Origin of the sequence: Methyloversatilis sp. NSM2, from assembly GCF_038066675.1 — a bacterium.
GTDB lineage: Bacteria > Pseudomonadota > Gammaproteobacteria > Burkholderiales > Rhodocyclaceae > Methyloversatilis > Methyloversatilis discipulorum_A.
On record NZ_JBBUKV010000013.1, the window covers coordinates 139,579 to 165,431 of the forward strand.

Consider the following 25,853-nt stretch of genomic DNA (forward strand, 5'->3'; position numbering starts at 1 on the left):
CGGCGCCGTGATCACCCGCTGCGTACTCCATGCGTGAATTCTGGTTCCGCGCCGCCCTGCGCGTCGCGCTCATCCTCGTCTGCGTGCTGATCGGCCTGGCGGCCGACGCGCTGGCGCCGGCGCTGACGCTGGCCTGTGCGTTGCTGCTCGCGGGCAGCCTGCGCGACCAGTACGAGATCGGCCGCTTCGACCGCTGGCTCAACTCGACCAGCGACGCCGAACTGCCGGACGGTGCCGGCCAGTGGGAATTCCTGTTTGCCAAGCTGGCGCGGCGCGAGCGCAACGCCCGCCAGCAGCGCGAGGACCTGCGCAGCCGGCTGGAGCGCATGCGCGAAGCCAGCCGAGCGATGCCGGATGGCACGCTCATCATGTCGCGCGACGAACTGATCGAGTGGCTGAATCCGATGGCCGAGGAACACCTGGGGCTGGACGGCCGGCGCGACATCGCGATGCCCATCCTGAACCTCGTGCGCCAGCCCGAGTTCGCCGAGTACCTGCAGTCCGGCGACTACGGCGAGCCGCTGTCCATGCCCTCGCCGCGTCAGCCCGGCCGCACGCTGCAGCTGCGGGTGGTGGCGTTCGGCGACGACCAGAAGCTGCTGCTGACGCGCGACATCACCCAGCTCGAAAAGCTCGAAACGATGCGGCGCGACTTCGTTGCCAACGTGTCGCACGAAATGAAGACGCCGCTGACGGTGATTCACGGCTTCCTCGAAACGCTGGAGGACGCGCTGCCCGACCTGCCGCAGGAGCAGGCGCTGTCCTTCATCCGCATGGCGCAGCAGCAGTCGGTGCGCCTGCAGCGCCTGGTCGATGACCTGCTGACGCTGTCGGCGCTGGAGACCGACACGCCGACACCGGAAGAGCCGGTGGACATGCGCAACCTGCTGGACATCGTGCTGGTCGAGACGCGGGCGCTGTCGTCCGGCCGGCACACGGTGACGCTGGACGTCGACGGTGCGCCCGGTGCGCTGCTCGGCTGCGCACGCGACCTGCGCAGCGCGCTCGGCAACCTCGCCAGCAACGCGGTGCGCTACACGCCGGACGGCGGCAGCGTGAAGCTCGCCTGGCGCGTGGTCGATGGCTGCGGCGAGTATTCGGTGACCGACAACGGCATCGGCATCGATGCCCAGCACATTCCGCGACTGACCGAACGCTTCTACCGCGTCGACCGCGGACGCTCGCGCGAAACCGGCGGCACCGGCCTCGGCCTGGCCATCGTCAAGCACGTGCTCGAACGGCATCAGGCGACGCTGCAGATCGACAGCCAGCCGGGTCAGGGCAGCCGCTTCACCGTCCGCTTTCCCGCTCGCCGCACGCTGCCCGCACTCTGAACGGCGTCGCTCAGACGCCGTTTGCGGGTGTCTCCTCGCCGAAGGCGGCGCGTTCGTAATTGACGCCGAACGCGAGCAGGCGGGTCAGCTGCACCGCACGCAGCGTGCCATTCAGGAAGATTTCGAGCTTGCGATCGGCCTGGAACCAGCCGCGCGGCAGCACCAGCGAGGCCTCTTCGCCCATCACCTGCACGGCCGGCAGCAGGAAGGCCCGAACGAAGCGCTCGGCCGGCATGCCTTCGTCGGCCAGCGGACGCACCGACAGCGCACGCGGCGTGCCCGGCAGCACGTGCAGGCCGGTCAGCAGATGGCCGTCGTGCTCGTACATGAGCCAGGACACGCGCGCCAGACGCCAGTGTTCCGAGTCCGGGCCGAACACCGCCAGCATCTGCGAGTACTCGATCGCCGCGGTCTCGCGCGGGGCGCGCAGGCGATAGCCCATCACGCTGTGGTCCAGCACCGCCCAGTGCTGGGTCGGGTACTGCGCGCGGGCGCTGGCCTGACGCACGGCCAGGCCGGCGCCGTCGGTCGCGCGTTCGCCGAAGGTGGCGATGTCGACAAAATCGCTGTGGCTGTAGATGCGCGCCGGCGGCGGCTGCACGAACTCTTCGCCGGCGATCAGGTAGTGCATCGCCTCCTGGCTGATCGCGATGTCTATCTCGCCGTCGCCACTGCGTCGCTGGAAGCGGCGTGGGTTGGCCGCGTGGCACCAGGGCTTGTACAGCTGAAGCAGCAGGCGTCCGGCCGACAGCGGGTGACAGTCGGCGCCCAGACCCAGCGTTTCCGGTGACAGGCCCTGTTTCAGGCCGGCCACCACGCGCTCGATCTCGCTGGCCAGCCGCGCCGAACCGAGCCGGCGCAGATTCGGCGTGCGGGCAAACACTTCGAGCGGCTTGGCGCCGCTGTCGAGGTTCAGGTCGATGGCATAGGTCCGGGCGTCGGTACCGCCGAAGACCGGCATGATCTCGGTCAGGCCGGCGTACTGGTCGGCCCAGCGGCACACCCACTCGAATTCGCGCGGGCTGCGGCCGTAGGGGTTGGCCAGGTCGACCAGCAGCACGCTGCAGTAGGACTCGGCCGCGCTCTGCGGGTAGCCGCCTTCCTTCAGGCTGTCGGCCACCGGCTGGGTGGCAAAGCCCCATTCCTCGGCCGTGCTGTAGTAACCGTGCAGTTCCAGCCAGAGGCCGCGCGGCAGCGTGCGCCGGGCGCGGAAATACTCGATCACCGCGCGGCTGGCGTACAGCACGCAGCGCTGACACACCAGCGCCAGCTGGGCGTCGGTGAGCGGGTGCAGGTCGGCCTTCTCGGCGGCCTGCGCGTATGCCTGCGCCATCGCCATCCACAGTGCGACCACCTGGCGCAGCACGCCGTCCTCGGTGCTGCCCGGCGCGACCGGCCGGCTGCTGTAGCGCTTGCCCAGGCTCTCCTGCAGGAAGTGCAGCGGCGCGCGCATCGCCTCCAGCACGTCGAGGTAGTCGGCGCTGCGCGGCGGCGTCTGCCGCAGCCCGTAGAGCATGCGCGTCAGCGTGTCGCGCACGCGCGGCACGTTGGTCAGCGGCAGCTCTGCGATCAGCGCGCGGCACTGCTGCGCGTCGCGGTAGTTCAGCATGCCCGGCGTCGGTGCAGGCGCGTTCATGCTGAGGGCTCGATGCGGGCGAGGTCGAAGTCGGCCCCGCGTTCGATGGATTCGACCAGCCGCACGCGCCGCTTGCCGTCGTCTGCGGTGAGCAGGATGTCGCGCGACTTGCGGTACCAGCCGCTGGGCAGCGCGACGCATTCCGGCTGACCGATGCGCGGCACTTCCGGCATCAGCACGCCGCGCGCCTCGTGTTCGCCGCTGCCGTCAGGCGCTCGCGCGAGATCGACCAGACGCGGCGCGCCGGCCAGCATGCTGATGCCCATCTGCAACTCGCCTTCGACCGCCATGATCCAGCACACGTGGGCGAGCATGAAGTGCGGGCTGTTGTCGGGCCGCACCGCCAGCAACATGCCGTTGCCAATGCGCGCGCCGTCGCCGCTGGCGCGGCGGCCAAGGCGCAGGCCGGTTGGGCTGTCGTCGAGGATGCGCCAGTCTTCGACCAGATAGCCGGCCGCCACCGTTTCCGGTCGGTTGCCCGGATCGTTGTCGCCGCCGCCGAGAAACTGCTGCACCGCGCCCATGCCGATCACCACCGACGCGTTCTGCTGCAGCGGCCGGCGCGCTTCGGCGCGGGTCAGGCCGCCGCGGCAGCAGTGCGCGTGCAGATGGCGCAGCAGGCGGTCGGCCTGGCCCGGACTCAGTTCGTCGCCCAGGCGCAGCGCCAGCGGTGTTTCGCCCTGTGCCAGCAGCGCCATGCGCTTGCGCACGCTGTGCGAGAACTCGTCCAGCACCAGCCAGCGCAGGCGGCTGTCCGGCTGCGGTGTGCGGGCGACCGGTTCATCGGTAGTCAGGTCCAGCATCAGGGGAGGCAAGGCGCTGTGCGGCACCGGCGTGTCGAACAGTGCCACCTTGCCGGCCCACTTGCCCAGCCAGCGATGCAGCACGCGCAGCTGGCGGTGGGTCAGACCGAAAGGGCTGGAGGTGTGCAGCAGCACGCACAGCACGTAGGCTGCACGCACGCTGGTCGGACGTTCGTCATGGATGGCGTCGTCGCGGATCTTGCGCTCCGCCGCGCCGAGCCGGGCGGCCGCGTCGTAGCAGGCATGCACGCGGCGCCAGTAGCCGGGCGCAGGCAGATGCGCGGTGCGCAGCGTGTCGAGCTGCATCAGCGCCAGCGCGCTCAACGCCCGATGCGCGATCAGGCCCGCCTGACCGACCACGGCGCCATCGCCGTCGAGCGCCGCGGACAGGCAATGCAGATAGGCGGTGACCAGCGTGTCCCACATGCCCTGATTGGCATCGAAGGCCGCTCGTTCGCCGGCGGACAGCGGCAGCGGGCGGCCGACGAAGCGGTTGGCGGTGGCGGCCTGCACGTCGAGCGCCGTGTCACGCAGCTCTTCGGCGATGCGCAGCCGCTCGCCAGCGCCGATGCTGTAGCGATTCAGCAGATTAAGCTGGCCGAGCAGACGGGCCTGGGTGGCGAGCGGCTGGGTGCTGTCCATGCCCTGCACCCAGTCGCGCGCAGCCCGCGCGTCGGAGAACTCCGGCAGGTGCGTGCTGTGGCTGATGGCGGGCAGAGCGAAGGCGTGCATGAAATCGGGGGGCGATGTAAGCCAATGTAACCAATTCTATGTGTACGCCGCAGTTTGCGCGCGGGAGGCCGGCACGGCGGACATTCTTTTTGACAGCAAATTTCCGCCGCGCCTGTCTCCGATGTGTTCAGCCGTCCGTATATCGATCCGGACACGCGATTTCCGGGTGTCGAACCTCTGCAAGGAAGGAGAATCACGATGATCAGAAATGCCCTCTGCGCTGCACTGCTGGGTGCGATCTGCGGCTCAGTTCACGCTCAGTCCGTCGTCGGCACGGCAGGACTGCTGACCGACGCTGCCGGCCGCGTGCTGTACACCTTCGACAAGGACAGCACCGGGAAGAGCGCCTGCTACGACCAGTGTGCCGCGCTGTGGCCGCCCTTCGTCGCGGCAGCCGATGCGCGCGCGACCGGCGAGCACACGCTGGTCACGCGCAGCGACGGCAGCCGGCAGTGGGCGGTCCGCGGCAAGCCGCTCTATTACTACGTGGGCGACAGCGAAGCCGGACAGACCACCGGCGACGGGCGCGGCGGTGTCTGGCATGTCGTGCGCGATGGCGGCAAGACGTCGGCTGAGGCCGGCAGCTACCGGCCGCGGGACTACTGATGGGCTGCGACCCGTCGATGAGCATGGCATCATGCGGCGATGCTCGATCCGGTCCAGCTTGAGAGGCTGCTGGCGCGCGTTGCACTGCGCGACCGGCAGGCCTTCCGTCAGCTCTACGATGCCTGCGCGCCGCAGCTGCTCGGGGTCGCGCTGCGTCTGCTGCGCCGGCGCGACCTGGCTGAAGACGTGCTGCAGGATGCCTTCACCAGCGTGTGGCACCGCGCCGACAGCTATCGGGCGGACGCGAGCCAGCCCATGACATGGCTCACCTCGGTCGTGCGCAATCGCGCGCTCGACGTACTGCGGTCGGAATCGCTGCGGCGGGCCGAGTCGCTGGACGACGACGACGACGGACAGGGCGGCGTTGCCGCGCTTGGTGACGACCGGCCCAGTCCGCTCGGCCTGCTCGAACAGGCGGCCGACGCGCTGCATCTTCGCCGGTGCATCGACGACATCGACGGGCCGCAGCGCCAGTGTCTGGCGCTGGCCTACTACCACGGCCTGTCGCACTCGGAACTGGCGGAACACCTCGGCTCGCCGATCGGCAGCGTCAAGGTGTGGCTGCGCCGGGGCCTGGACAAGCTGCGCCGCTGCATGGAGCGGCTGGCATGAAGTACGACCACCCGGAACTGCTCGACCGCCTCGCGGCCGCCTATGTGTTCGGCACGCTGGGCCGGCTGCCGCGGCGCCGCTTCGAGCGGCTGGTGCGGTCGAACGAGGCGGCGGCGCGCGCGCTGCGCACCTGGGAAATGCATGGCGCCGCACTGGCGGCTGCCGTGCCGCCGGTGCAGCCCTCGCCCGCGGTGTGGGCGGAGGTCGAACGGCGCACCGGCGCTGCACCGCGCCCCCGGCCGACGGCGCAGCGGCGCTGGCGCGACTGGCTGCGCCCGGCGCTCGGCTTCGCCTTCGGCCTGCTGGTGGCCGTGGGCGTGGTGCGCGAGCAGCCGCAGTGGGTGCTGCCGTCCGACCTGCCCGAGCACGCCGTGCTGCCGGCCAGCTATGTCGGCCTGATGCTGGACGCCGCGGGCAAGCCTGCAGCGCTCGCGTCGTCGCGCCGGCATGGGGTGGAACTGAGCGTGAAGCTGCTGCAGCCGCTGGTGGTGCCGGAGGGCGCCGAGGCGGTGCTGTGGGCACTGCCGAAGGACGGCGCGCCCTTCCGGCTTGGTGTGCTGCGCGCCGACGCCAAGCAGGTGATCACGATGGCCGGCACGTCGGAAGCGCTGCTGGCGGCGGTGGGCGAACTGGCGGTGTCGATCGAGCCGCTCGGCACGGCCGCGGCGCAGCCCTCTGGCGGCTTCATGCTGCGCGGCCATTGCGTGAAGCTGTGGTGATCCGATGCGGTCTCCGGCGGCAACGGTGACATCCGTCACGCTGCCGGAAAGTCCGATGCCACCCGACTGTCTCCGCTGAAGCCAGGGCTCCGTAGATGACGAATGAAAGCAGACGCTTTCATCCTTCATTCATCCTACGGAGTCCGTCATGAACACTTCCATCCGCACCGCACTGATCGCCGCATTGACCGTCCTGCCCGCCGCACACGCCAGTGCAGCCAGCGTCGATCTGGGCACGCTGGTCGCCGGTCAGTCCTTCAGCTTCGAACAGCAGCTCGGCGACTTCGCCGACAGCTTCAGCTTCACCGTCGGTGAGCCCGTCGATTTCACGCTCGATTTCTCCAACCTTGGTCTTGGGTCGCGTGCTTCGCTGTCGGTGTTCCTGAACGGCAACGAAATCGTCGGCACCTTCGGCCGCAATCTCACCTTCGCGTGGGGACCTTTCACCGGCGGTGGCAGCACCTTTCCGTTCGCCACGGGCACCGAGTTCCTGGTGACCGTCGACGGCGTCGACAACACGCTGGCGGACGCGAGTTACCGGCTGGGCATCACGGCAGCGGTGCCGGAGCCGGCCAGCGCGGCCATGCTTCTGGCCGGTCTGGCGGCGGTCGGCGCAGTGGCGCGCCGGCGCATGCAGGTTCGCTGAGTCAGTCGGCCTGCCGGCGCACGCACCAGCGCAGCTGGGCCGTGCCGCCGGTATCGCCGGTCAGTACCGCGTTCTGGCCGAAGGCGGCGCCGATGCGCAGCGCCTCCTCGGCGGTCAGGCCGGCGCACAGCAGGGAGGGTTCGGTCCAGCCGGCTTCGGTCGTGCGGTTCTCGGCGTCGAGCAGCGGCAGGCCGCGCTGCGTCAGCAATGCGCGCAGTGCCGTGTGGGCGGCGCGGTTGGCGTCGTCGTCGCAGCGTGCCGACCACGGATTGGCGGCCGCCAGCAGTGCCCACTGTGTTGCGTTCTGCGTCGCCAGCCAGCGATCCAGCGCCGGTGACGGTGCACCGACGTGCAGTGTCGTTTCGCCGTCGGGCAGGGCCACGGCGTAGTCGGTGCCTTCGTAGGCGCCGGTCAGCGCGTCGCTGACGGCAACGGTCGGCAGGCCGAGACGGGCCAGCAGCGTGGCGCGCCACAGCGCCGCCGGTACGCGAGGGCGAGGCGCGCCGTCGCGCTGCTTCGCGCTCCACACCGAACCCGGGAAGTGGGCGTCGTCCTGCCAGCGCGCGACGACATGCCAGTGCAGGTGCGGCACCACATTGCCGAGGCTGCCGAGGTTGATCTTTTCCGGCTGCGCAATCTCGCGCACGCAGCGCTCCACCTGCCACACCACGTGCATCAGGTGATCGCGGTCGGCGTCGGCAAGGTCGGTCATCTCGCGCACGTGACCGTTCCAGATCACGCGCAGAAAGGCCGGGTGGTCGGCGTCGCGCGCGTCGATCACGCGCAGCCGGTCATCGCGCCACAGCCAGTGATGGCCGGGCGCGTCGTCGCAGATGGGACAGGTGTCGGACATCTCGGTCACTCCGGCAGGCATTGCGCAAACGGCGACGGACGCCGCGCCGCCCGCAGGGCCGCCCCAAGGGCGAGCGCAGCCCCCTTGGGGGGCAGCGAACGCAGTGAGCGTGGGGGCTTCATCTCAGTCGTCGATGCCCTGGCTGGCGAGGTAGTCCTCGTAGCCGCCGCGGTAATCGACGATCTGGCCGTCGCCGCGGACTTCGAGCACACGGGTGGCCAGCGTGGACACGAACTCGCGGTCGTGCGACACGAAGAACAGCGTGCCGTCGAAGGCGTCGAGGCCGGCGTTCAACGACTCGATCGATTCCATGTCCATGTGGTTGGTCGGTTCGTCGAGCAGCAGCACGTTGTTCCGCTGCAGCATCAGCCGGCCGAACATCATGCGGCCCTGTTCGCCGCCGGACAGCACGCGCACCGCCTTCTTCACGTCGTCGCCACCGAACAGCAGACGGCCGAGCGTGCCGCGGATCAGCGTGATCGCGTCGTCGCCCTCGTAGCCGCCCTCGCGCACATAGCCGCTGATCCAGTCGGTCAGGTTGGCGTCGCTGTCGAAATCGGCTGAATGGTCCTGCGCGAAATAGCCGAGGCGGGCCTTTTCCGCCCACTTGATCGAGCCGTGCTGCGGCGTCAGTTCACCGACCAGCAGCTTCAGGAAGGTGGTCTTGCCGACGCCGTTCTCGCCGATGATGGCGACCCGGTCGCCACCGTCGAAGGTAGCAGTGAAGCCCTTCAGGATCTGCGGGCCGCCGTCGTAGCCGAACACCACGTTGTCCAGTTCGACCGCCTGTCGGTGCAGCTTCTCCTTCGGGTCGTAGTCGAAGCGTATCCACGGGTACTGACGCGAGCTGGGCTTGAATTCCTCGATCTTGATCTTGTCGATCATCTTCAGACGCGAGGTGGCCTGCTTGGACTTGGACTTGTTGGCCGAGAAGCGGCGCACGAAGCTCTGCAGTTCGGCCACCCGTTCCTTCGCCTTTGCGTTGGCCGCCGACGCGCGTTCGCGCGCCTGTGTCGACGCTTCGATGTAGTCGTCCCAGGTGCCCGGGTAGAGGCGGATGGTCGCGTAGTCCAGGTCGGCCATATGGGTGCACACCTGGTTCAGGAAGTGGCGGTCGTGGCTGATGATGACCATCGTGCTGTTGCGCTCGTTCAGCGTGTGCTCGAGCCAGCGGATGGTGTTGATGTCCAGGTTGTTGGTCGGTTCGTCGAGCAGCAGGATGTCCGGGTTGGCGAACAGCGCCTGGCACAGCAGCACGCGCAGCTTCCAGCCTGGCGCGACCTGGCTCATCGGGCCGTTGTGCTGTTCGGTCGGGATGCCGACGCCGAGCAGCAGCTCGCCGGCACGCGCCTCGGCGGTGTAGCCGTCGTATTCGGCGAACTGGCCTTCCAGTTCGGCGGCGCGCATGTAGTCCTCTTCGGTCGCGTCCGGGTTGGCGTAGATGGCGTCCTTTTCCTTCATGCAGGTCCACATTTCGGCGTGGCCCATCATGACCACGTCGAGCACGCGCTGGTCCTCGAACGCGAACTGGTCCTGGCGCAGGAAGGCCATGCGCTCGTGCGCGTCGATCGACACGTTGCCGGCGGTCGGTTCGAGCACGCCGGCGAGGATTTTCATGAAGGTCGACTTGCCGGCACCGTTGGCGCCGATCAGACCGTAGCGGTATCCGTCGCCGAACTTGATGCTGACGTTGTCGAAAAGCGGCTTGGCGCCGAACTGCATGGTGATGTTGGAAGCGGACAGCATGGAATTCACTAGGGTGTGGCATGCGCGGATGCGCAAGAAGCCCGGATTGTACCGGAGCGGGGAGGCCGCCCCGGCTGCGGGTGTAGAATCCGCGCGCCTGAACCTCATTGCGGATCGCGCCCGCTCACGCCCATGGTGCCTCACCTGACCACCGCGCTCACCGGCCCGCTGCTCGCGCTGGAGAGCCGATTTCTCGAACGCCAGACCGACATCGAACAGTGGTTCCGTTCGCAGTGGCTGGATCACAGCCCGCCGTTCTACGCCTCGGTTGATCTGCGCAACGCCGGCTTCAAGCTGGCGCCGGTCGACACCAATCTGTTTCCCGGCGGCTTCAACAACCTGAACGCCGAGTTCCTGCCGCTGTGCGTGCAGGCGACGATGACCGCGGTCGAAAAGCTGTGCCCGGAAGCACGCAACCTGCTGCTGGTGCCGGAAAACCACACGCGCAACCTGTTCTATCTGCGCAATGTCGCCCGGCTGGCGCAGATCCTGAAGCTGGCCGGTCTGAACGTGCGTATCGGCAGCCTGATTCCCGACCTCGCCGGCCCGACGCCGCTCGACCTCGGTGACGGCCAGACGCTGACGGTCGAACCGCTGATCCGCCTGCCCGGCGGTCGACGCATTGGCGTGGCCGGTTTCGATCCCTGCGCCATCCTGCTCAACAACGACCTGTCGGCCGGCGTGCCGGAACTGCTGCAGAACGTCAATGAGCAGACCTTCATTCCGCCGCTGCACGCTGGCTGGACCACGCGCCGCAAGTCGCAGCATTTCGACGCCTACAGCGAAGTCGCACGCAGCTTCTCGTCGGTCATGGACATCGATCCGTGGCTGATCGACCCGCTGTACGACGTGTGCGGCGACATCAACTTCCAGGAACGCAGCGGCGAGGAATGTCTGGCCACGCGAGTCGGCGCGCTGCTCGCGCGCATCCGCGAGAAGTACGCGCAGCACGGCGTCGATCACGAGCCCTTCGTCATCGTCAAGGCCGACGCCGGCACCTACGGCATGGGCATCATGACGGTGCGCGACCCGTCCGAGGTGGTCGGCCTGAACCGCAAGCAGCGCAACAAGATGGCGGTGGTGAAGGAGGGGCTGGAAGTCAGCTCGGTGCTGATCCAGGAGGGCGTGCCCACCTTCGAAAGCGTCGATGGCGGCGCGGCCGAGCCGGTGGTCTACATGATGGATCGCTACGTCGTCGGCGGCTTCTACCGCGTGCATGGCGAGCGTGGCATCGACGAGAACCTGAACGCGCCGGGCATGCACTTCAAGCCACTGGCCTTCGAATCCTGCTGCTCGATGCCCGACCCGGGCTGCGCGCCGGACGCCCCGCCCAACCGCTTCTATGCCTATGGTGTCGTCGCGCGTCTAGCGCTGGTCGCGGCCAGCCTGGAACTGGAGCGGGGTCTGCCGATGACGCTGGCGGAAGAGGCGCTCGAAGCCGAACTGCGGGGTTGAGACCAACATGAACCTGCGCCTCGCCTTCATCGTCGATCCGCTCGACAAGCTCAAGCCAGCCAAGGATTCGAGCATCGCGATGATGCGCGAGGCGGCGCGGCGCGGTCACGAAATCTGGGCCATCCAGCGGCAGAGCATGAGCCTGCAAGCCGACGAGGTGATGGTTGCCGCCACCCGCATCCAGCCGCAGCGCAGCGACGCGCCCTGGTATGTGCCACACGAGACGCAGCCGCGCGCGCTGCGCGAATTCGATGCCGTGCTGATGCGTCAGGACCCGCCTTTCGATTTCGAATACATCACCGCGACCTGGATGCTGGAGCGCGCGGCGGCCGCCGGCGTGCGCGTGTTCAACCATCCGCGCGCGATTCGCGATCACTCGGAGAAGGTGTCGATCTGCGAATTCCCGGAGCTGATCACGCCGACGCTGGTCAGCCGCGACGTCGCAGCCATCAATGCCTTCATCGACACGCACGCAGACTGCATCCTGAAGCCGCTCGACGGCATGGGCGGTTCGCGCATCTTCCGCGTGCGCGCCGACGACGCCAACCGCAACGTCATCATCGAAACGCTGACCGAGGACGGCGCGCGTACGCTGATGGCGCAGCGCTTTATCCCGGAGATCGCGCAGGGCGACAAGCGCGTGCTGCTGATCGACGGCGAGCCGGTGCCCTACTGTCTGGCGCGCATCCCGAAGGCCGGCGAAACGCGTGGCAATCTGGCCGCGGGCGGTCGCGGCGTTGCCCAGCCGCTGTCCGAATCCGATCTGGCGATTGCGCGCAAGCTCGGCCCCGTCCTCGCGGCGCGCGGGCTGCTGCTGGTCGGGCTGGACGTGATCGGCGACCGGCTGACCGAAATCAACGTCACCAGCCCGACCTGCTTCGTCGAAATCACCGAACAGACGGGTTTCGACGTGGCCGCCATGTTCGTCGATGCACTCGAACGTGCGACGACGCGCTGAGCGTTTCGCCGCCGCACTGCTCCTGTTTGCGCTGCTCGCCGGCTGCGGCACGAAGGAGCAGGTCGAGCGCCAGGAGTCCTTCGTTTTCGGCACCCGCGTCGAAGTGGTCGTGTACGGCCTCGACCGCACGCAGGCGCGCGACGCGCTGGGCGAGGTGCTGCGTGAGTTCGACCGCCTGCACCGCAGACTGCATGCCTGGCAGCCGTCTGAGCTGACGCGACTGAACACCGCCTTCGCGGCCGGGCAGTCGGCCGACGTCGATGCCGAGACGGCCGCGCTGCTGGTCGCGGTGCAGGCCGCCGCGGCGCGCGGTGAGGACCTGTTCAATCCGGCCGCCGGGGCACTGGTCGAGGCCTGGGGCTTCCACGCCGACGAGTTCGTGCCGCGGCGGCCCGAAGCCACCCGGCGCGACGCGCTGGTCGCGGCGAAGCCGCGCATGGCCGATCTCGTGATTACTCCCCGGCCGGACGGCGGCGCCACGGTGTCCAGTCGCAACCCGGCCGTGCAGCTGGACCTCGGTGGCTACGGCAAGGGTTATGCGCTGGACCGCGCCGCCGCCATCCTGCGCGCGCGCGGCGTCTGCTGCGCGCTGGTCAACATCGGCGGCAACGTGATGGCGCTCGGCAGCAAGGCCGGCACGCCGTGGCGCATCGGCATCCAGCATCCGCGCAAGCCGGAGGCGCTGGCCACGGTCGAACTGCACGACGGGGAGGCGATCGGCACCTCGGGGGATTACCAGCGCTATTTCGAACTGGACGGCGAGCGCCTGTGCCACCTGATCGACCCGCGCAGCGGCGAGCCGGTGCGCCACACCCAGTCGCTGACCGTGCTGATGCCGGCGGGCCCGCAGGCGGGCGCCCGTTCCGACGCCGACAGCAAGCCGCTGTTCATCGCCGGTCGCGACAGCTGGCGCGCGCTGGCAGAACGCATGGGCGTGACCATGGCGCTGCGGGTGGACGCCGACGGTTCGATGGACATGACGCCGGAGATGGCGCAGCGCACGGCGGCGGCGCGCTGAGATCGGCGGGCCGTGCGTCAGTCGCCGTGCGTGCTCGCCGGTGCGGCCCCGGATTCGACCCGGTTGCGGCCACCGGCCTTGGCGCGGTAGAGCGCCTTGTCAGCCTGATGCAGCAGGTGTTCGGCCGAGGTGGTGGTCGAACTGCGGCTGGCAACGCCGGCGCTGATGGTGAGCACAGGCGGGCGCTCCCATTGAGCGTCCGCAACGTGCGTGCGGATGCGTTCGGCGACGGCGCGCGCGGTCGCCGGTTCGGCACCCGGCAGCACGACCAGGAATTCCTCGCCGCCGAAGCGCGCGACGTAGTCACTGGCGCGCAGCGCCTCGCCGATCAGCCGGGCCACGCGACGCAGCACCTCGTCGCCGTGCGGGTGGCCGTAGCTGTCGTTCACGTCCTTGAAGTGATCGATGTCGATCAGGCAGACGGACAGGGGCAGTTGCAGCCGGCTGGCGAGCGCGAACTCCTCGCTCAGTCGCGCCTCGCCGGCGCGCCGGTTGCCGCTGCCGGTCAGCGCATCCACATGGACTTCGGTTGCCAGCTCCTCGCAGCGCGTCTGCAACGCCTGCCTCTGGCGTTCAAGCAGTTCGTGCTGCTGGCGCAGTTCCCGCGTCAGCGCATGCAGCTGCTGCACACGCATGCGCAGGTGCAGCTGCGCTTCGGCCTGCGCCGCCAGCGCGCCCAGCTGATCCAGCTGGCGAAGGTCGAGGCTGCGCGGCTTGAAGTCGATCAGGCAGAAGGTGCCCAAGGGCAGGCCGTCCGGGTTGAACAGGGTCACGCCGGCATAGAAGCGGATACCGGGCGCGCCGACCACCAGCGGGTTGTCGGCAAAGCGCGGATCGTTCAGCGTGTCCTCGATCACCATGCGTCCTCGCGGCGCGACGATGGTGTGCGTGCACAGTGCGGCGTCGCGCCGCGTTTCGCGCAGGCACAGCCCGTGCGCCGACTTGAACCACTGGCGGGATTCGTCGACCAGACTCACCAGCGCAACCGGCATGTCGAACAGCTGCGCTGCCAGTGCGGTCAGCGCATCGAACGCAGGTTCCGGCGGCGTGTCGAGCACGCACAGGTCGCGCAGCGCCTGCAGGCGCTGCACCTCGTCTTCTGGGGGCGGAGCGATTTTCATCATTCGATTATCGGGTGGCCGGGCGGCTCGCTTGAGTGGATACGTGGATGTCGGCGCTGCAATGAAACCGGCGGCCGCGCCGCCTGTCCAGAGGCGGTACTCATGACCGCGATGGCCGCAATGAAATCCAGACACAAGGGCAACAAGACCTTTCTTCCGAGCAAGCCATGTGCGGTCTGCGGCCGTGACATGACCTGGCGGCGCGCCTGGCGCAACAACTGGGAGGCGGTGAAGTACTGTTCGGAAGCCTGCCGCCGCAAAGGGGGCGCCGATGTCTGACATCCGCCATCTGGTGCTGGTGCTTGGCGACCAGCTCGATCATGCGTCGGCCGCCTTCGACGGCTTCGATCCGGCCCGCGACCGGGTGCTGATGATCGAGGCGGCGGGCGAATCGACCCATGTCTGGAGCCACAAGGCGCGTACCGCGCTCTTCCTGTCGGCCATGCGCCATTTCGCCGACGGGCTGCGCAGCCGTGGCTGGACGGTCGATTACCGCGCGCTGGGCGACGGTGACGGCGAAGATCTGGTCGATATCCTCGCCGCGCGGCTGCGCCGTTACGCGCCCTGCAGGCTGGTGCTGGTCGAGCCGGGCGAGTGGCGGCTGGAACAGGCGATCCGCGCGCTGTGCGAGCGTGAGCGGGTGGTGCTCGACCTGCGCGACGACCTTCATTTCATGATTTCGCGCACCGGCTTTGCCGACTGGGCGAAGAAGTACCGGCAGCCGCGCATGGAGTTCTTCTACCGCATGATGCGCGAACGCCACGGCGTGCTGATGGAAGGTGGCGAGCCCGCGGGCGGCCGCTGGAACTTCGACGCCGACAACCGCAGCGGCTTCGGTCGCAAGGGCCCCGGCCTGGTGCCGCCACCGCTGCGCTTCGAGCCGGACGCGATCACCCGCGACGTGATGGCCGAAGTCGAGGCGCGCTTCGCCGATCATCCGGGCACGACCGCCGCTTTCGACTGGCCGGTCACGCGTGAGCAGGCGCTGGCGGCGCTTTCGGACTTCATCGCGCACCGGCTGGAACTGTTCGGCCATCACCAGGACGCGATGTGGACCGGCCAGCCCTGGCTCTGGCACGCACGGCTCAGCGCGGCGATGAACCTGAAGCTGCTGTCGCCACGCGAAGTCGTCGCCGCCGCGGTGGCCGCCTGGCGAGAGCGCGGCCTGCCGCTGCAGTCGGTCGAGGGCTTCGTGCGTCAGGTGATCGGCTGGCGCGAATTCATCCGCGGCATGTACTGGCTGGACATGCCGCGCCTGCGCGACGCCAATCACTATGGCCACGCCCGCGCGCTGCCCCGCTGGTACTGGACCGGCGACACCGGCATGAACTGCATGCGCGCCGCCATCGGCCAGACGCTGCGCCACGGCTACGCCCACCACATCCAGCGCCTGATGGTGACCGGCCAGTTCGCTCTGCTGGCGGAGATCGCGCCGCAGCAGGTCGAGGACTGGTATCTGGCGGTCTATGTCGACGCGGTGGAGTGGGTGGAGCTGCCCAATGTGGCGGGCATGGCGCTGTACGCCGACGGCGGCCGTTTCACCAGCAAGCCCTACGTCGCCAGCGGCGCCTATATCCAGCGCATGAGCAATTACTGCGACGGCTGCCGCTACAGCCCGTCGGCACGCAGCGGCGAGGCGGCCTGCCCGGTGACCGTGCTGTACTGGCACTTCCTCGACCGCCACGAGGCGGAATTCGCCGCCAATCCGCGCACCGCATTGATGGCGAAGAATCTGCAGAAGCTCACGCCGGCCGAGCGGACGGCGATAGGCGAGCGTGCCAGGCAAGTGCTGGAAAAGCTCGACGATCTGTGAGGAGGGCCTCAAGGTCCCCGCCAGGGCGGCGCAGGAATGCACCTAATCCGCGGCCGAGGCCCGGGCCGGGGTTCTGTGGGAGGGTCTTCCGACCCCGACAGCAACCTGCCTCAAAGCCGGCTGCGGCGTGCGCTTCTCTCTCCGGGCCGGTTGTTACATCCCCTTTCCAAGCGAATTTGCTGCCCTGCGCAAAGCCCGGGGCGCGGGTCGGGTAAAATCTCGCGCCATGACTTCACCAGCGCAGCACGTTGCCGGCTTTTCGTGGCCGGTACGCGTCTACTACGAAGATACCGACAGCTTCGGCGTGGTGTACTACGCGAACTACTTCCGCTTTCTCGAACGTGCGCGCACCGAATGGCTGCGTGCGCTCGGCTTCGACCAGGTCGAGATGGCGGCGGCGGGCGTCGGCTTCGTCGTGCGTTCGGTGCAGGGCGAATACCTGAAGCCTGCCCGCTTCAACGACATGCTCGAGGTGCGCAGCCACATTGCCTCGACCACGCGCGCCGCCGTCGATTTCGTGCAGCGCCTATACCGCGGCGACGAACTGCTGTTCGACGGCAGGGTCCGTGTGGTGTCGATCGACATGGCGAAGAACCGTCCGGTATCGCTGCCCGCAGCGCTGCGTGAGCGCCTGCTTCCTTCCATCCAGCCTTCCGTTTCCACCCTCACATGAATCTTTCCGAAGACCTCTCGATCATTTCGCTCGTGATGCACGCCAGTCTGCTGGTCAAGCTGGTGATGGCGCTGCTGGTCGGCATTTCCTTCATGAGCTGGTACTGGATCTTCCGCAAGTCCTTCGCCATCCGCGCGGCGCGGCTCAGTTCGGACAAGTTCGAGCTGGAGTTCTGGTCCGGCGGCGACCTCAATGCGCTGTTCCAGAGCGCGGCCAATGACCGCCACAACGCCGGCGGCATGGAGCGCATCTTCGAAGCGGGCTATCGCGAATTCACCAAGCTGCGCGGGCGGCAGAACATCGACACGGCGACCGCGGTCGACGGTGCACGGCGCGCGATGCGGGCGACCTACCAGCGCGAACTGGACGAGCTGGAATCGCACACCGCCTTCCTCGCGTCGACCGGCTCGGTCAGCCCCTACATCGGCCTGTTCGGTACCGTGTGGGGGATCATGAACGCCTTCCGCGGCCTCTCCAATGTCGGTCAGGCCACGCTGGCCCAGGTCGCGCCGGGTATCGCCGAAGCACTGGTCGCTACCGCGATCGGCCTGTTCGCCGCTATCCCGGCGGTGGTCGCCTACAACCGCTTCGCGCACGATATCGACCGCATTTCCATCCGCTGGGAGAGCTTCATGGAAGAGTTCTCCAACATCCTGCAGCGTCAGGCCCGGTAAGCCGCGATGAGAAGACAGCGCCGCATGATGAACCAGATCAACGTCGTGCCTTACATCGACGTGATGCTGGTGCTGCTCGTCATCTTCATGGTCGCGCCGCAGGCCACGCCGACCGGCAGCATCGAACTGCCCAGCGTCGGCCAGGCGTCGCAGACACCGGTGCAGCCGATCGAGGTGATCGTGAAGGCCGACGGCAAGCTGGCGTTGCGCGATCGCGGTGCCGCCAGTCCGAAGGAGATACCGGTTACCCGCGACACCCTGGTCAGCACCGTGCGCGACATGCAGGCTGGCGACGCCAGCCGTCCGCTGGTGGTGGCCGGTGACAAGGCGGTACGCTACGAAGAGATCACCAAGGTGGTGGGTGCGTTGCAGAACAACGGCTTCACCCGTATCGGTCTGCTGGTCGAGCAGGCCGGTCAGAACGGCAAGCCGGCCCGCTGATGCACGCTCAGACGCACGATTTCGCGTTCAAGCGGCCGCAGCCCGGCAAATGGCAGTCGGCCGGGCTCGCTGCCGGCATGCATCTGCTGCTCGCCCTGTTCCTGTATTACAGCGTGAGCTGGCAGACCAGCCAGCCGGCCGCCGTGCAGGTCGAACTGGTGGGCAGCCTGCCGCCGATCGAGGCACCGGTGCGTCCGCCACCGCCGGAACCGGTGGTCGAAAAGCAGCCGGAGCCGGTGGTAGAGCCGCCGCCTCCGCCGCCTCCGCCGAAGCCGGACATCGCGATCAAGGAGCCGCCGAAGCCGAAGACGCCGCCCAAAGTGGAGCCGAAACCCGAGCCCAAGCCGAAGCCGGTTGAAAAGAAGCCGGAACCCAAGCCCGAGCCCAAGGTCGAGAAGAAGCCGGAACCCAAGCCGGACAACCGGCTGGAGCAGGAACTGCAGGACAAGCTGCTGAAGGAATCGCTGGCGCGGGAAAGCGCCGACCAGATGCGCCGCCAGGCCGCGCAGGAAGCCGATCTGATGGCCAAGCTGGCGGCCGACGGCGCGCGCAGCAAGGCGCGTGAAACCTGGGCCGGCCGCATCAGCGCCAAGGTGAAGCCCAACGTGGTCGTGCCGCCGGGCGCGTCCGGCAATCCGGAAGCGGTGGTGGCGATTTCGCTGCTGCCCGACGGTTCGGTCGTCGGCGAGCCCAGATTGAGACAGTCGACCGGCAATGCGGCGCTGGATGCGGCGATACTGCGCGCCATCGTGAAGTCGTCGCCGCTGCCCAAGCCGGAAGACCCGGCCGTATTCGAGCGCAACCTGGAACTGAAATTCCGGCCGCTGGCCGAGTGACCGGCGCCTGCAGACACTTTACGGAAAGGATCCGATGATCAAGCTCTTCAGACTGATGGCCGCCGCGCTGCTGTTCGCCGCGCAGTTCGCCCACGCCCAGCTCACGGTCGAAATCACCGGTGCCGGTGCCAACCGCATCCCGATCGCCATCGCCAATTTCGCCGGCGAGGGCCTGCTGCCGCAGGCGCTGGTCGGCGTCGTGCGCGCCGACCTGGAGCGCAGCGGTCTGTTCAAGCTGGTCGACCCGGGCCCCACTCCGGTCCATCAGGACGCCGCCGTGGACCTCAATCAGTGGAAGGACCGTGGCGCCGACGCGCTGGCGCTGGCCAGCATCCTGCCTGTACCGGGCGGGCGTTACGAGGTGCGCATGCGCCTGTACGACATCGCGCGTCAGGGCAAGCCGGACGGCATGATCTTCGTGTTCGCGCCGGCCACCGTGCGTGAAACCGGCCATCGCATCGCCGACTTCATCTATGAAAAGATGACCGGCGAGCGTGGCGTGTTCAATACGCAGATCGCCTACGTGGTCAAGAAGGGCACGCGCTTCGAACTGACCATCGACGACGCCGACGGGCAGAACCCGCGCATCGCACTGCGCTCGGCCGACCCCATCATCTCGCCGACCTGGTCGCCGGACGGCACGCGCCTCGCCTATGTGTCCTTCGAGGCGAAGAAGCCCATCATCTACGTGCATTCGCTGACCTCGACCTCGCGCTCGGTGGTGGCCAACTTCAAGGGGTCGAACTCCGCCCCGGCCTGGGCACCGGACGGCAAGCGTCTGGCCATCGTGCTGACCAAGGACGGCTCGTCGCAGATCTACACCATAAATGCCGACGGCAGCGGCCTGACGCGCGTGGCCGGGTCCAGCTCGATCGACACCGAACCGCAGTTCTCGCCGGACGGCCAGTACATCTATTTCACGTCTGACCGCGGCGGCAGCCCGCAGATCTATCGCGTGCCGGCCAGCGGCGGCAACGCCGAGCGCATTACCTTCGAAGGCAGCTACAACGTGACGCCGCGTCTGTCGCCTGACGGCAAGACGCTGGCCTACGTGTCGCGCAACAGCGGCCGCTTCCAGATCACGGCAATGGATCTGGCGACGCGGCAGACGCAGATCCTGACCGATTCGTCGCGCGACGAGTCGCCGTCCTTCGCGCCGAACGGCCGGATGATCCTGTACGCCTCCGAGATCGGCGGACGTGGCGTGCTGTCGGCGGTGTCGGCCGATGGCCGCGTCAAGCAGAAGCTGTCCGGGCAGGCTGGCGGCGATGTCCGCGAGCCGGCCTGGGGCCCGTTCAACAAACCGTAAATACCGTCACAACCCCACGCAGTAGCGAAACCAGAGAGGCCAACACCATGCGCACCCATACCAAGCTTTCCATCGCAGCCCTGACGCTGGCCGTGCTGGCCGGCTGCTCGTCCACCGGCCCGGAGCAACCCGCCGCGCCGACCGAGGACAAGTCCCCGACCGCACCGACCGGCCCCTCCGTGTCGCCGGTGACGCCGCCGTCGGTCGACGGCAAGAAGATGACGGCCGAAGAGGCGCTGCTCGCCCAGCTGAAGGACCCGAACAGCCCGCTGTCCAAGCGCATCATCTACTTCGACTACGACAGCTACGTCATCAAGGACAGCTACGCCAGCCTGATTTCGGCGCACGCCAAGTTCCTGACGGCCAACCCGAAGTTCAAGATGCTCATCCAGGGCAACACCGACGAGCGCGGTTCGCGCGAGTACAACCTAGCGCTGGGCCAGAAGCGTGCCGAGGCGGTCAAGCGCGCGCTGATGCTGCTGGGCGTGCAGGAAGCGCAGCTGGAGTCGGTCAGCCTGGGCGAAGAGAAGCCGCGCATGGTGGGCAGCGACGAAGCGTCGTACGCCGAGAACCGTCGTTCGGAAATGCTCTACTCGGGTGAGTTCTGATGCAGGCCCGCAACGGGGTCGCGGCGGCGCTCGCCGCGCTGTTCATCGTCGCGGCTCCGGCGCGGGCCGCGCTGTTCGATGACGAGGTTGCACGCCAGCGCATCGAGGACCTGCGCGCCGACACCAAGGCGCGCACCGGCAAGCTCGAGGCGCAGCTCGAACAGTCGCAGCGCACGCAACTGGATCTGAGCAACCAGATCGAGGCGCTGCGCGGCGAAATCGCCAAGCTGCGCGGCCAGGTCGAGGTGCTCACCTACGAGCTGGAGGCGTCCACCAAGCGTCAGAAGGACTTCTACCTCGATCTCGACACCCGCCTGCGTGCGCTGGAAACCAAGCCGGTTGCCGCGGCCGAGCCCGAGGTCGACCCGGCCGCCGAACCGCGCGATTACGAGGCGGCGCTGAACCTGCTCAAGGGCGGCAAGTACGCCGAGGCGCAGCTGGCCTTCGAAGCCTTCATCAAGAGCTGGCCGCAGAGTAGTTTCCAGCCGGCCGCCCATTACTGGGCCGCCAGCGCCGCCTTCCAGACCAAGGCCTATTCGCGTGCCGCCGAGCTGTACCGGGAGGTGCATGCGCAGTGGCCGGCCGACGTGCGCGCGCCGGAAGCGCTGATCGGTCTGGCCAACACGCAGCAGATCCAGGGTGATGCCAAGGGTGCGAAGAAGACGCTGGACATGGTGATCGCCCAGTATCCGGGCACGCCGTCGGCCGACGTGGCGCGCCAGCGCATCAAGCAGGCGGCGCAGAAGAAGTGAGCGGGCAGGGCAGAGGCGGCAGGGCCGCGGTCGTGCTGCTGTCCGGCGGCCTGGATTCGGCCACCGTGCTGGCGATGGCGCGTGCGCAGGGACTGGACTGCCACTGCCTGTCGCTCGACTACGGCCAGCGGCACCGGGCGGAGCTGGTGGCTGCCGGGCGCGTCGCCAGGGCGCTCGGTGCGGCCGGCCATCGCACCATTGCGCTTGATCTGCGCGCCTTCGGCGGCTCGGCGCTGACCGACAGCGCGATCGACGTGCCGACCGGCGGTGTGGCGCCCGGCATCCCGGTCACCTACGTGCCGGCGCGCAACACCATCATGCTGTCGCTGGCGCTCGCCTGGGCCGAAGTGCTCGGCGCGCAGGACATCTTCTGCGGCGTCAATGCGGTGGACTACTCCGGCTATCCCGATTGCCGCCCGGAGTACATCAAGGCTTTCGAGGCGATGGCCAACCTGGCGACCAAGGCGGCGGTAGAGGGTGCACGGCTCACCGTGCACGCGCCGCTGATCGACCTCAGCAAGGCGGGTATCATCCAGGCCGGAGTGCGGTTGGGCGTCGATTACGCATTGACCGTATCCTGCTACCAGGCGGACGACGAAGGCCGTGCCTGCGGCGCGTGCGACTCCTGCCGCCTGCGTCGCGAGGGTTTCGCGGACGCCGGCGTGGCCGACCCCACCCGTTATCGCTGATCCGCCCAGTCGTCCGGGGCGGGCGCATCACACCGACCCGATACGATGGAACTGAACATCCACACCGAAACACTGGCAGCCGTGTTTGCGCTGTCTGTCGCGCTGGGCGCGCTCACGTCGCGCACCGGCTTCTGCACCATGGGTGCGGTGTCCGACTGGATCAATATCGGCGATCTCGGTCGCATGCGCTCGTGGATGCTGGCGATCGCCACCGCCATGGCCGGCCTGGTCGGGCTCGAATCGGCCGGCGTGGTCGACCTCAGCACCACCTATCCGCCCTACCGCACGCCGCAGCTCGCCTGGCTGCGCTACATCGTCGGCGGCCTGCTGTTCGGCGTCGGCATGACGCTGGCCAGCGGCTGCGGCAACAAGACCCTGGTACGCATCGGCGGCGGCAACCTGAAGTCGCTGTTCGTGCTGGCGGTCGGCGCCGTGTTCGCCTATCTGATGATCTTCACCGATTTCTACGCCAGCGCCTTCGGCTGGATGAACGACTGGACGCTGTCGCTCGACGCGCGCGGCATCGATTCACAGGCGCTCGGTTCGGTCGTCGCCGGCTCGGTTGGCGGCGATGCCGTCATGCTCAACCGCGCGCTGGCCTGGATCATTGCCGCCGCACTGGCCGTGTGGGCCTTCGCCTCGGCCGATTTCCGCCGCAACATCGACCACGTTGCCGGCGGCCTGGGCTTCGGTCTGGCCGTGCTGGCGGGCTGGTGGCTGACCGCCGGCCCGCGCGCCGCGGCCTGGAAGGAGTGGGCCGAGTTCGCCGACGTGATGCCGAGCCGGGTCGAGGCGCAGTCCTACACCTTCGTCGGCCCGATGGCCGACGGCGCGCGCTGGCTGCTCGACCCGACCAATGCCGCACTGCTGAACTTCGGCCTGATGGCGCTGGCCGGCGTCGTCGTCGGCGCCTTCATTCATGCCATTGCGAGCGGAAAGTTCCGCGTCGAGTGGTTCCGCGGCACCGCCGACGTCGTGCGTCACGGCATTGGCGGCGCGCTGATGGCCATCGGCGGCGTGCTCGCCTCCGGCTGCAGCGTTGGCCAGGGCATTACCGGTGTGTCGACGCTCGCGCTGGGTTCGGCTATGGCACTGCTCGCCATCATCGCCGGCTCGGCGCTGACCATGAAGGCGACCATGTGGTGGCTGATGCGCGACTGAGTCGCGAGCTGCTTCCGGCGGCAAATTCCGGGTTGACAGGGCCTTTCCTCTCGCCTATAGTCCGCGGTCTTCGCAAGGCGAGGGTCGGTAGCTCAGTCGGTAGAGCAGCGGACTTTTAATCCGTTGGTCGCGAGTTCGAGTCTCGCCCGACCCACCACTCGGTGGGCCGAAGCAGTACGCGAAGCAGGTTTCCGGGTTGTTAGCTCAGTTGGTAGAGCAGCGGACTCTTAATCCGTAGGTCGAGTGTTCGAGCCACTCACAACCCACCAGATGCAGAAGCAAAAGGCCAGTTCTCCGGAACTGGCCTTTTTCTTTTTGCGGCGTCGCAACGTGGGTGTGGTCTGGATCTAGCCTACTTCCCCGATCAGTCGCGTCATCAGCTCAATCGGCTGGTCCGGAGGGGCTGGCACCAACTCCAGCTTTCCCAAATCGACAGGCGCGATATCGATCGCAACGCATCGTCTTTGCTCCATCGCTGCCGCGAGCTCAGCCCTGGTTGCGCACAGGACGACCTCCTTTCCACATTCGTGGCAGAAGCGGATGGTATCTACCTCGGTCAATGCCAAATCGCCCCACTTGGCACCACATCGGAAGCGGAATTGGCAGAGCCTGACTGGGAGTGCAGATACGTCGGTCATGGTGTGTCTCCCGCAGGACAACGTTTCAGAGGGCTGCCGCCGGCAGCTGGCGCTCGACCCGCTCAGCATATGCTCTTGCTGGCGACAGCGCGAGAAGTTGCGTGGTCAAGCGAGGCATTGAACTGGGGAATTGCCTGAGCAGCGACCCCGCCCCGGGTACGCAGTCTCCCGGATCGTTCAAAGATTTGCCGGGATTGTTCAAGCCCGTCCGCCCGCCCGTCCCTACAGTCAGCGCCAGATGGTCCCGCCCTGCGCGGGGGCATTCCGGGTTCTGCACATAGCCAAAATGACGGAGGGGAAGATGGGCGAAGCAACTGTGGCCGCAAGAGCGGCGGGAGCGACCGAGGGCGCGAACACCTTTGACGCGGTCGTGATCGGGGCCGGCGTGGCCGGGCTGTACCAGGTCTATCGGCTGCGCGAGATGGGCATGTCGGTGCAGGGCTTCGAGGCCGGATCCGGCGTCGGCGGCACCTGGTACTGGAACCGCTATCCGGGTGCGCGCTTCGATTCCGAGGCGGAGATCTACCAGTACTGGTTCGACGAAGCCATGTTCAAGAACTGGCAGCCGAGCGAGCGCTTCCCGGCGCAGCCGGAGACCGAGCGCTGGCTGAACTACGTCGCCGATCGCGCCGACCTGCGCAAGCACTTCCGCTTCGATACCCGCGTCACCGCGGCGCGCTACGACGAAGCGCGGCGGCAGTGGGCGATCACGACCGATGCCGGCGACACGGTGACGGCGCGCTTCCTGATCTGCTGCACCGGCATGCTGTCGGCGCCGCTGACTTCGGTGTTCCCGGGGCAGGACAGCTTCCGGGGGCAGATCTTCCACACGGCACGCTGGCCGAAGGAACGCGTCGAGTTTGTCGGGAAGCGGGTCGGCGTGGTCGGCACCGGTGCCACCGGCATCCAGGTGATCCAGACCATCGCGCCGCAGGTCGGCCACCTGAAGGTGTTCCTGCGCACGCCGCAGTACGTGATACCGATGCGCAACCCGAAGTACAGCCCGGCCGACTGGGCGAAGCAGGGTGAGCGCTTCGCGCAGATCCGCGACCGCGTGGCGCGCACTTTCTCCGGCTTCGAGTACGACTTCGAGAACGGCGCCTGGGCCGACCTCACGCCGGCGCAGCGCACCGAGGTGCTGGAGCGGCTGTGGGCCGACGGTTCGCTGTCGCTGTGGCTGGCCTCCTTCGCCGAAATGTTCTTCGACGAGAAGGTGAACGACGTGGTGTCCGAATTCGTGCGCGACAAGATGCGCGCGCGCATCAAGGACCCGGCGCTGTGCGAGAAGCTCATTCCTACCACGTACGGCTTCGGCACCCACCGCGTGCCGCTGGAGAGCAATTACCTGGAAGTGTTCCACCAGCCCAACGTCGACATCGTCGACGTCAAGCAGGCGCCGATCGAGCGCATCGTGCCCGAGGGCGTCATGACCGCCGACGGCACCGTGCATGAGCTCGACATCCTGGTGCTCGCCACCGGCTTCGATGCCGGCTCGGGTGCGCTCACCCGCATCGACATCCGCGGCCGCGAGGGCCGTTCGCTGAAGGAGGAGTGGGGCCAGGAAATCCGCACCACGATGGGCCTGCAGGTGCACGGTTATCCCAATATGTTCACCACCGGCGCGCCGCTCGCGCCGTCGGCCGCGCTGTGCAACATGACCACCTGCCTGCAGCAGCAGGTCGACTGGATCACCGCCTGCATCCGCTCGATGCGCGACAAGGGCCAGCAGGTGATCGAGCCGTCGCAGGCGCTGCAGGACCAGTGGGTCGCCCACCACGACGAGACGGCGAACAAGACGCTCGTGGTGAAGACCGACTCCTGGTACATGGGCACCAACGTCGCGGGCAAGCCGCGCCGTCTGCTGTCCTACATCGGCGGCGTCGGCACCTACCGCCAGAAGTGCGACGAGGTCGCGGCCAGCGGCTATCGCGGCTTCACCTTCGCCTGATCGGCGATGCACCCGGCCGGCACCGCCGGCCGGGCCCGGACACAGCGCCGCACCGCCCGGTGACGGCGACGA

Annotated in this window: 25 protein-coding genes and 2 tRNA genes; 22 read left to right on the forward strand and 5 right to left on the reverse strand. The window is 68.0% G+C overall.

Features of this window, described 5'->3' with window-relative positions:
* The first annotated feature begins 29 nt into the window (after positions 1–29).
* Positions 30–1,334: a phosphate regulon sensor histidine kinase PhoR gene (phoR, locus tag WJU27_RS17565; protein WP_341422920.1), complete on the forward strand. Its 1,305-nt coding sequence runs from the start codon at positions 30–32 to the stop codon at positions 1,332–1,334.
* A 10-nt stretch (positions 1,335–1,344) separates the two neighbouring features.
* Here the strand turns inward: phoR and WJU27_RS17570 are convergent, their stop codons facing one another.
* Positions 1,345–2,970 carry a hypothetical protein gene (locus WJU27_RS17570; protein ID WP_304000661.1) on the reverse strand — a complete coding sequence of 542 codons (1,626 nt, stop codon included), beginning with the start codon at positions 2,968–2,970 and terminating at the stop codon, positions 1,345–1,347.
* Positions 2,967–4,505, reverse strand: coding sequence for a hypothetical protein (locus WJU27_RS17575; protein WP_341422921.1), 1,539 nt, complete (start codon positions 4,503–4,505; stop codon positions 2,967–2,969). Before WJU27_RS17575 ends, WJU27_RS17570 begins: the two co-directional genes overlap by 4 nt.
* Positions 4,506–4,703: 198 nt before the next feature.
* Between WJU27_RS17575 and WJU27_RS17580 the strand changes: the two genes are divergently transcribed.
* The 4 genes from WJU27_RS17580 to WJU27_RS17595 all read left to right on the forward strand — a co-directional run bounded on the left by WJU27_RS17580 (position 4,704) and on the right by WJU27_RS17595 (position 7,088).
* Positions 4,704–5,111, forward strand: coding sequence for a COG4315 family predicted lipoprotein (locus WJU27_RS17580; RefSeq protein ID WP_341422922.1), 408 nt, complete (start codon positions 4,704–4,706; stop codon positions 5,109–5,111).
* A 39-nt stretch (positions 5,112–5,150) separates the two neighbouring features.
* Positions 5,151–5,723, forward strand: a complete 573-nt coding sequence (locus WJU27_RS17585) for a sigma-70 family RNA polymerase sigma factor (protein ID WP_341422923.1) — start codon at positions 5,151–5,153, stop codon at positions 5,721–5,723.
* On the forward strand, positions 5,720–6,442 hold the full coding sequence (locus WJU27_RS17590; RefSeq protein ID WP_341422924.1) for an anti-sigma factor: 723 nt from the start codon (positions 5,720–5,722) through the stop codon (positions 6,440–6,442). The genes WJU27_RS17585 and WJU27_RS17590 overlap by 4 nt, the downstream gene beginning before the upstream one ends.
* 148 nt (positions 6,443–6,590) lie before the next feature.
* Entirely contained in the window at positions 6,591–7,088 is a 498-nt protein-coding gene (locus WJU27_RS17595; RefSeq protein WP_341422925.1) for an FxDxF family PEP-CTERM protein, read from the forward strand.
* A 1-nt stretch (position 7,089) separates the two neighbouring features.
* Here WJU27_RS17595 and WJU27_RS17600 read toward each other — a convergent pair whose 3' ends face one another.
* Together WJU27_RS17600 and WJU27_RS17605 are read right to left on the reverse strand one after the other, a co-directional pair.
* Positions 7,090–7,941 (reverse strand): DUF3293 domain-containing protein, encoded by an 852-nt coding sequence (locus WJU27_RS17600; protein ID WP_341422926.1) that lies wholly within the window; start codon positions 7,939–7,941, stop codon positions 7,090–7,092.
* Positions 7,942–8,064: 123 nt separating this feature from the next.
* Positions 8,065–9,687 (reverse strand): ABC-F family ATPase, encoded by a 1,623-nt coding sequence (locus tag WJU27_RS17605; protein WP_341422927.1) that lies wholly within the window; start codon positions 9,685–9,687, stop codon positions 8,065–8,067.
* Between the two features lie 132 nt (positions 9,688–9,819).
* Between WJU27_RS17605 and gshA the strand changes: the two genes are divergently transcribed.
* Genes gshA through WJU27_RS17620 form a run of 3 tightly spaced genes read left to right on the forward strand, consistent with a single transcriptional unit; the run spans position 9,820 to position 13,118 of the window.
* Positions 9,820–11,142, forward strand: coding sequence for a glutamate--cysteine ligase (gshA, locus tag WJU27_RS17610; protein WP_341422929.1), 1,323 nt, complete (start codon positions 9,820–9,822; stop codon positions 11,140–11,142).
* A gap of 7 nt (positions 11,143–11,149) precedes the next feature.
* Positions 11,150–12,100 carry a glutathione synthase gene (gene gshB, locus WJU27_RS17615; RefSeq protein WP_341422930.1) on the forward strand — a complete coding sequence of 317 codons (951 nt, stop codon included), beginning with the start codon at positions 11,150–11,152 and terminating at the stop codon, positions 12,098–12,100.
* Positions 12,072–13,118, forward strand: coding sequence for an FAD:protein FMN transferase (locus WJU27_RS17620; protein ID WP_341422931.1), 1,047 nt, complete (start codon positions 12,072–12,074; stop codon positions 13,116–13,118). The genes gshB and WJU27_RS17620 overlap by 29 nt, the downstream gene beginning before the upstream one ends.
* Before the next feature lie 17 nt (positions 13,119–13,135).
* Here WJU27_RS17620 and WJU27_RS17625 read toward each other — a convergent pair whose 3' ends face one another.
* A complete protein-coding gene (locus WJU27_RS17625) occupies positions 13,136–14,242 on the reverse strand; it encodes a GGDEF domain-containing protein (protein WP_341422932.1) in 1,107 nt (368 codons plus the stop codon).
* 99 nt (positions 14,243–14,341) lie between these two features.
* On the opposite strand from WJU27_RS17625, the gene WJU27_RS17630 reads away from it, so the two are divergent.
* The 14 genes from WJU27_RS17630 (at position 14,342) to WJU27_RS17695 (ending at position 25,781) form a co-directional block, all read left to right on the forward strand.
* Positions 14,342–14,518, forward strand: a complete 177-nt coding sequence (locus WJU27_RS17630; protein ID WP_341422933.1) for a DUF2256 domain-containing protein — start codon at positions 14,342–14,344, stop codon at positions 14,516–14,518.
* On the forward strand, positions 14,511–16,052 hold the full coding sequence (locus tag WJU27_RS17635) for a cryptochrome/photolyase family protein (protein ID WP_341422934.1): 1,542 nt from the start codon (positions 14,511–14,513) through the stop codon (positions 16,050–16,052). Before WJU27_RS17630 ends, WJU27_RS17635 begins: the two co-directional genes overlap by 8 nt.
* Positions 16,053–16,278: 226 nt before the next feature.
* The gene (gene ybgC / locus WJU27_RS17640) at positions 16,279–16,725 is read left to right on the forward strand and encodes a tol-pal system-associated acyl-CoA thioesterase (protein ID WP_341422935.1); all 447 of its coding nucleotides are present in this window, start codon (positions 16,279–16,281) and stop codon (positions 16,723–16,725) included.
* Positions 16,722–17,399, forward strand: coding sequence for a protein TolQ (tolQ, locus tag WJU27_RS17645; protein ID WP_019916233.1), 678 nt, complete (start codon positions 16,722–16,724; stop codon positions 17,397–17,399). The genes ybgC and tolQ overlap by 4 nt, the downstream gene beginning before the upstream one ends.
* 24 nt (positions 17,400–17,423) lie before the next feature.
* Entirely contained in the window at positions 17,424–17,840 is a 417-nt protein-coding gene (locus tag WJU27_RS17650; RefSeq protein ID WP_341423033.1) for an ExbD/TolR family protein, read from the forward strand.
* The gene (locus WJU27_RS17655) at positions 17,840–18,676 is read left to right on the forward strand and encodes an energy transducer TonB (RefSeq protein ID WP_341422936.1); all 837 of its coding nucleotides are present in this window, start codon (positions 17,840–17,842) and stop codon (positions 18,674–18,676) included. Before WJU27_RS17650 ends, WJU27_RS17655 begins: the two co-directional genes overlap by 1 nt.
* Positions 18,677–18,710: 34 nt before the next feature.
* Complete coding sequence (gene tolB, locus WJU27_RS17660) at positions 18,711–19,985, forward strand: Tol-Pal system beta propeller repeat protein TolB (RefSeq protein WP_341422937.1); 1,275 nt, start codon at positions 18,711–18,713, stop codon at positions 19,983–19,985.
* 47 nt (positions 19,986–20,032) lie between these two features.
* On the forward strand, positions 20,033–20,593 hold the full coding sequence (gene pal / locus WJU27_RS17665; protein ID WP_304000687.1) for a peptidoglycan-associated lipoprotein Pal: 561 nt from the start codon (positions 20,033–20,035) through the stop codon (positions 20,591–20,593).
* On the forward strand, positions 20,593–21,345 hold the full coding sequence (gene ybgF, locus WJU27_RS17670) for a tol-pal system protein YbgF (RefSeq protein ID WP_341422938.1): 753 nt from the start codon (positions 20,593–20,595) through the stop codon (positions 21,343–21,345). Before pal ends, ybgF begins: the two co-directional genes overlap by 1 nt.
* On the forward strand, positions 21,342–22,034 hold the full coding sequence (queC, locus tag WJU27_RS17675; protein ID WP_341422939.1) for a 7-cyano-7-deazaguanine synthase QueC: 693 nt from the start codon (positions 21,342–21,344) through the stop codon (positions 22,032–22,034). The genes ybgF and queC overlap by 4 nt, the downstream gene beginning before the upstream one ends.
* A gap of 45 nt (positions 22,035–22,079) precedes the next feature.
* A complete protein-coding gene (locus WJU27_RS17680) occupies positions 22,080–23,195 on the forward strand; it encodes a YeeE/YedE family protein (protein ID WP_341422940.1) in 1,116 nt (371 codons plus the stop codon).
* An 81-nt stretch (positions 23,196–23,276) separates the two neighbouring features.
* Positions 23,277–23,352, forward strand: a tRNA-Lys gene (locus WJU27_RS17685).
* A 36-nt stretch (positions 23,353–23,388) separates the two neighbouring features.
* Positions 23,389–23,464, forward strand: a tRNA-Lys gene (locus WJU27_RS17690).
* A 670-nt stretch (positions 23,465–24,134) separates the two neighbouring features.
* Positions 24,135–25,781, forward strand: a complete 1,647-nt coding sequence (locus tag WJU27_RS17695; protein ID WP_341422941.1) for a flavin-containing monooxygenase — start codon at positions 24,135–24,137, stop codon at positions 25,779–25,781.
* Positions 25,782–25,853: the final 72 nt, after the last annotated feature.

Coding starts and splice junctions, on each gene's coding strand:
- phoR (WP_341422920.1), top strand. CDS start 30: ATGCGTGAATTCTGGTTCCGCGCCGCCCTGCGCGTCGCGCTCATCCTC.
- WJU27_RS17570 (WP_304000661.1), bottom strand. CDS start 2,970: ATGAACGCGCCTGCACCGACGCCGGGCATGCTGAACTACCGCGACGCG.
- WJU27_RS17575 (WP_341422921.1), bottom strand. CDS start 4,505: ATGCACGCCTTCGCTCTGCCCGCCATCAGCCACAGCACGCACCTGCCG.
- WJU27_RS17580 (WP_341422922.1), top strand. CDS start 4,704: ATGATCAGAAATGCCCTCTGCGCTGCACTGCTGGGTGCGATCTGCGGC.
- WJU27_RS17585 (WP_341422923.1), top strand. CDS start 5,151: ATGCTCGATCCGGTCCAGCTTGAGAGGCTGCTGGCGCGCGTTGCACTG.
- WJU27_RS17590 (WP_341422924.1), top strand. CDS start 5,720: ATGAAGTACGACCACCCGGAACTGCTCGACCGCCTCGCGGCCGCCTAT.
- WJU27_RS17595 (WP_341422925.1), top strand. CDS start 6,591: ATGAACACTTCCATCCGCACCGCACTGATCGCCGCATTGACCGTCCTG.
- WJU27_RS17600 (WP_341422926.1), bottom strand. CDS start 7,941: ATGTCCGACACCTGTCCCATCTGCGACGACGCGCCCGGCCATCACTGG.
- WJU27_RS17605 (WP_341422927.1), bottom strand. CDS start 9,687: ATGCTGTCCGCTTCCAACATCACCATGCAGTTCGGCGCCAAGCCGCTT.
- gshA (WP_341422929.1), top strand. CDS start 9,820: ATGGTGCCTCACCTGACCACCGCGCTCACCGGCCCGCTGCTCGCGCTG.
- gshB (WP_341422930.1), top strand. CDS start 11,150: ATGAACCTGCGCCTCGCCTTCATCGTCGATCCGCTCGACAAGCTCAAG.
- WJU27_RS17620 (WP_341422931.1), top strand. CDS start 12,072: ATGCACTCGAACGTGCGACGACGCGCTGAGCGTTTCGCCGCCGCACTG.
- WJU27_RS17625 (WP_341422932.1), bottom strand. CDS start 14,242: ATGATGAAAATCGCTCCGCCCCCAGAAGACGAGGTGCAGCGCCTGCAG.
- WJU27_RS17630 (WP_341422933.1), top strand. CDS start 14,342: ATGACCGCGATGGCCGCAATGAAATCCAGACACAAGGGCAACAAGACC.
- WJU27_RS17635 (WP_341422934.1), top strand. CDS start 14,511: ATGTCTGACATCCGCCATCTGGTGCTGGTGCTTGGCGACCAGCTCGAT.
- ybgC (WP_341422935.1), top strand. CDS start 16,279: ATGACTTCACCAGCGCAGCACGTTGCCGGCTTTTCGTGGCCGGTACGC.
- tolQ (WP_019916233.1), top strand. CDS start 16,722: ATGAATCTTTCCGAAGACCTCTCGATCATTTCGCTCGTGATGCACGCC.
- WJU27_RS17650 (WP_341423033.1), top strand. CDS start 17,424: ATGATGAACCAGATCAACGTCGTGCCTTACATCGACGTGATGCTGGTG.
- WJU27_RS17655 (WP_341422936.1), top strand. CDS start 17,840: ATGCACGCTCAGACGCACGATTTCGCGTTCAAGCGGCCGCAGCCCGGC.
- tolB (WP_341422937.1), top strand. CDS start 18,711: ATGATCAAGCTCTTCAGACTGATGGCCGCCGCGCTGCTGTTCGCCGCG.
- pal (WP_304000687.1), top strand. CDS start 20,033: ATGCGCACCCATACCAAGCTTTCCATCGCAGCCCTGACGCTGGCCGTG.
- ybgF (WP_341422938.1), top strand. CDS start 20,593: ATGCAGGCCCGCAACGGGGTCGCGGCGGCGCTCGCCGCGCTGTTCATC.
- WJU27_RS17680 (WP_341422940.1), top strand. CDS start 22,080: ATGGAACTGAACATCCACACCGAAACACTGGCAGCCGTGTTTGCGCTG.
- WJU27_RS17695 (WP_341422941.1), top strand. CDS start 24,135: ATGGGCGAAGCAACTGTGGCCGCAAGAGCGGCGGGAGCGACCGAGGGC.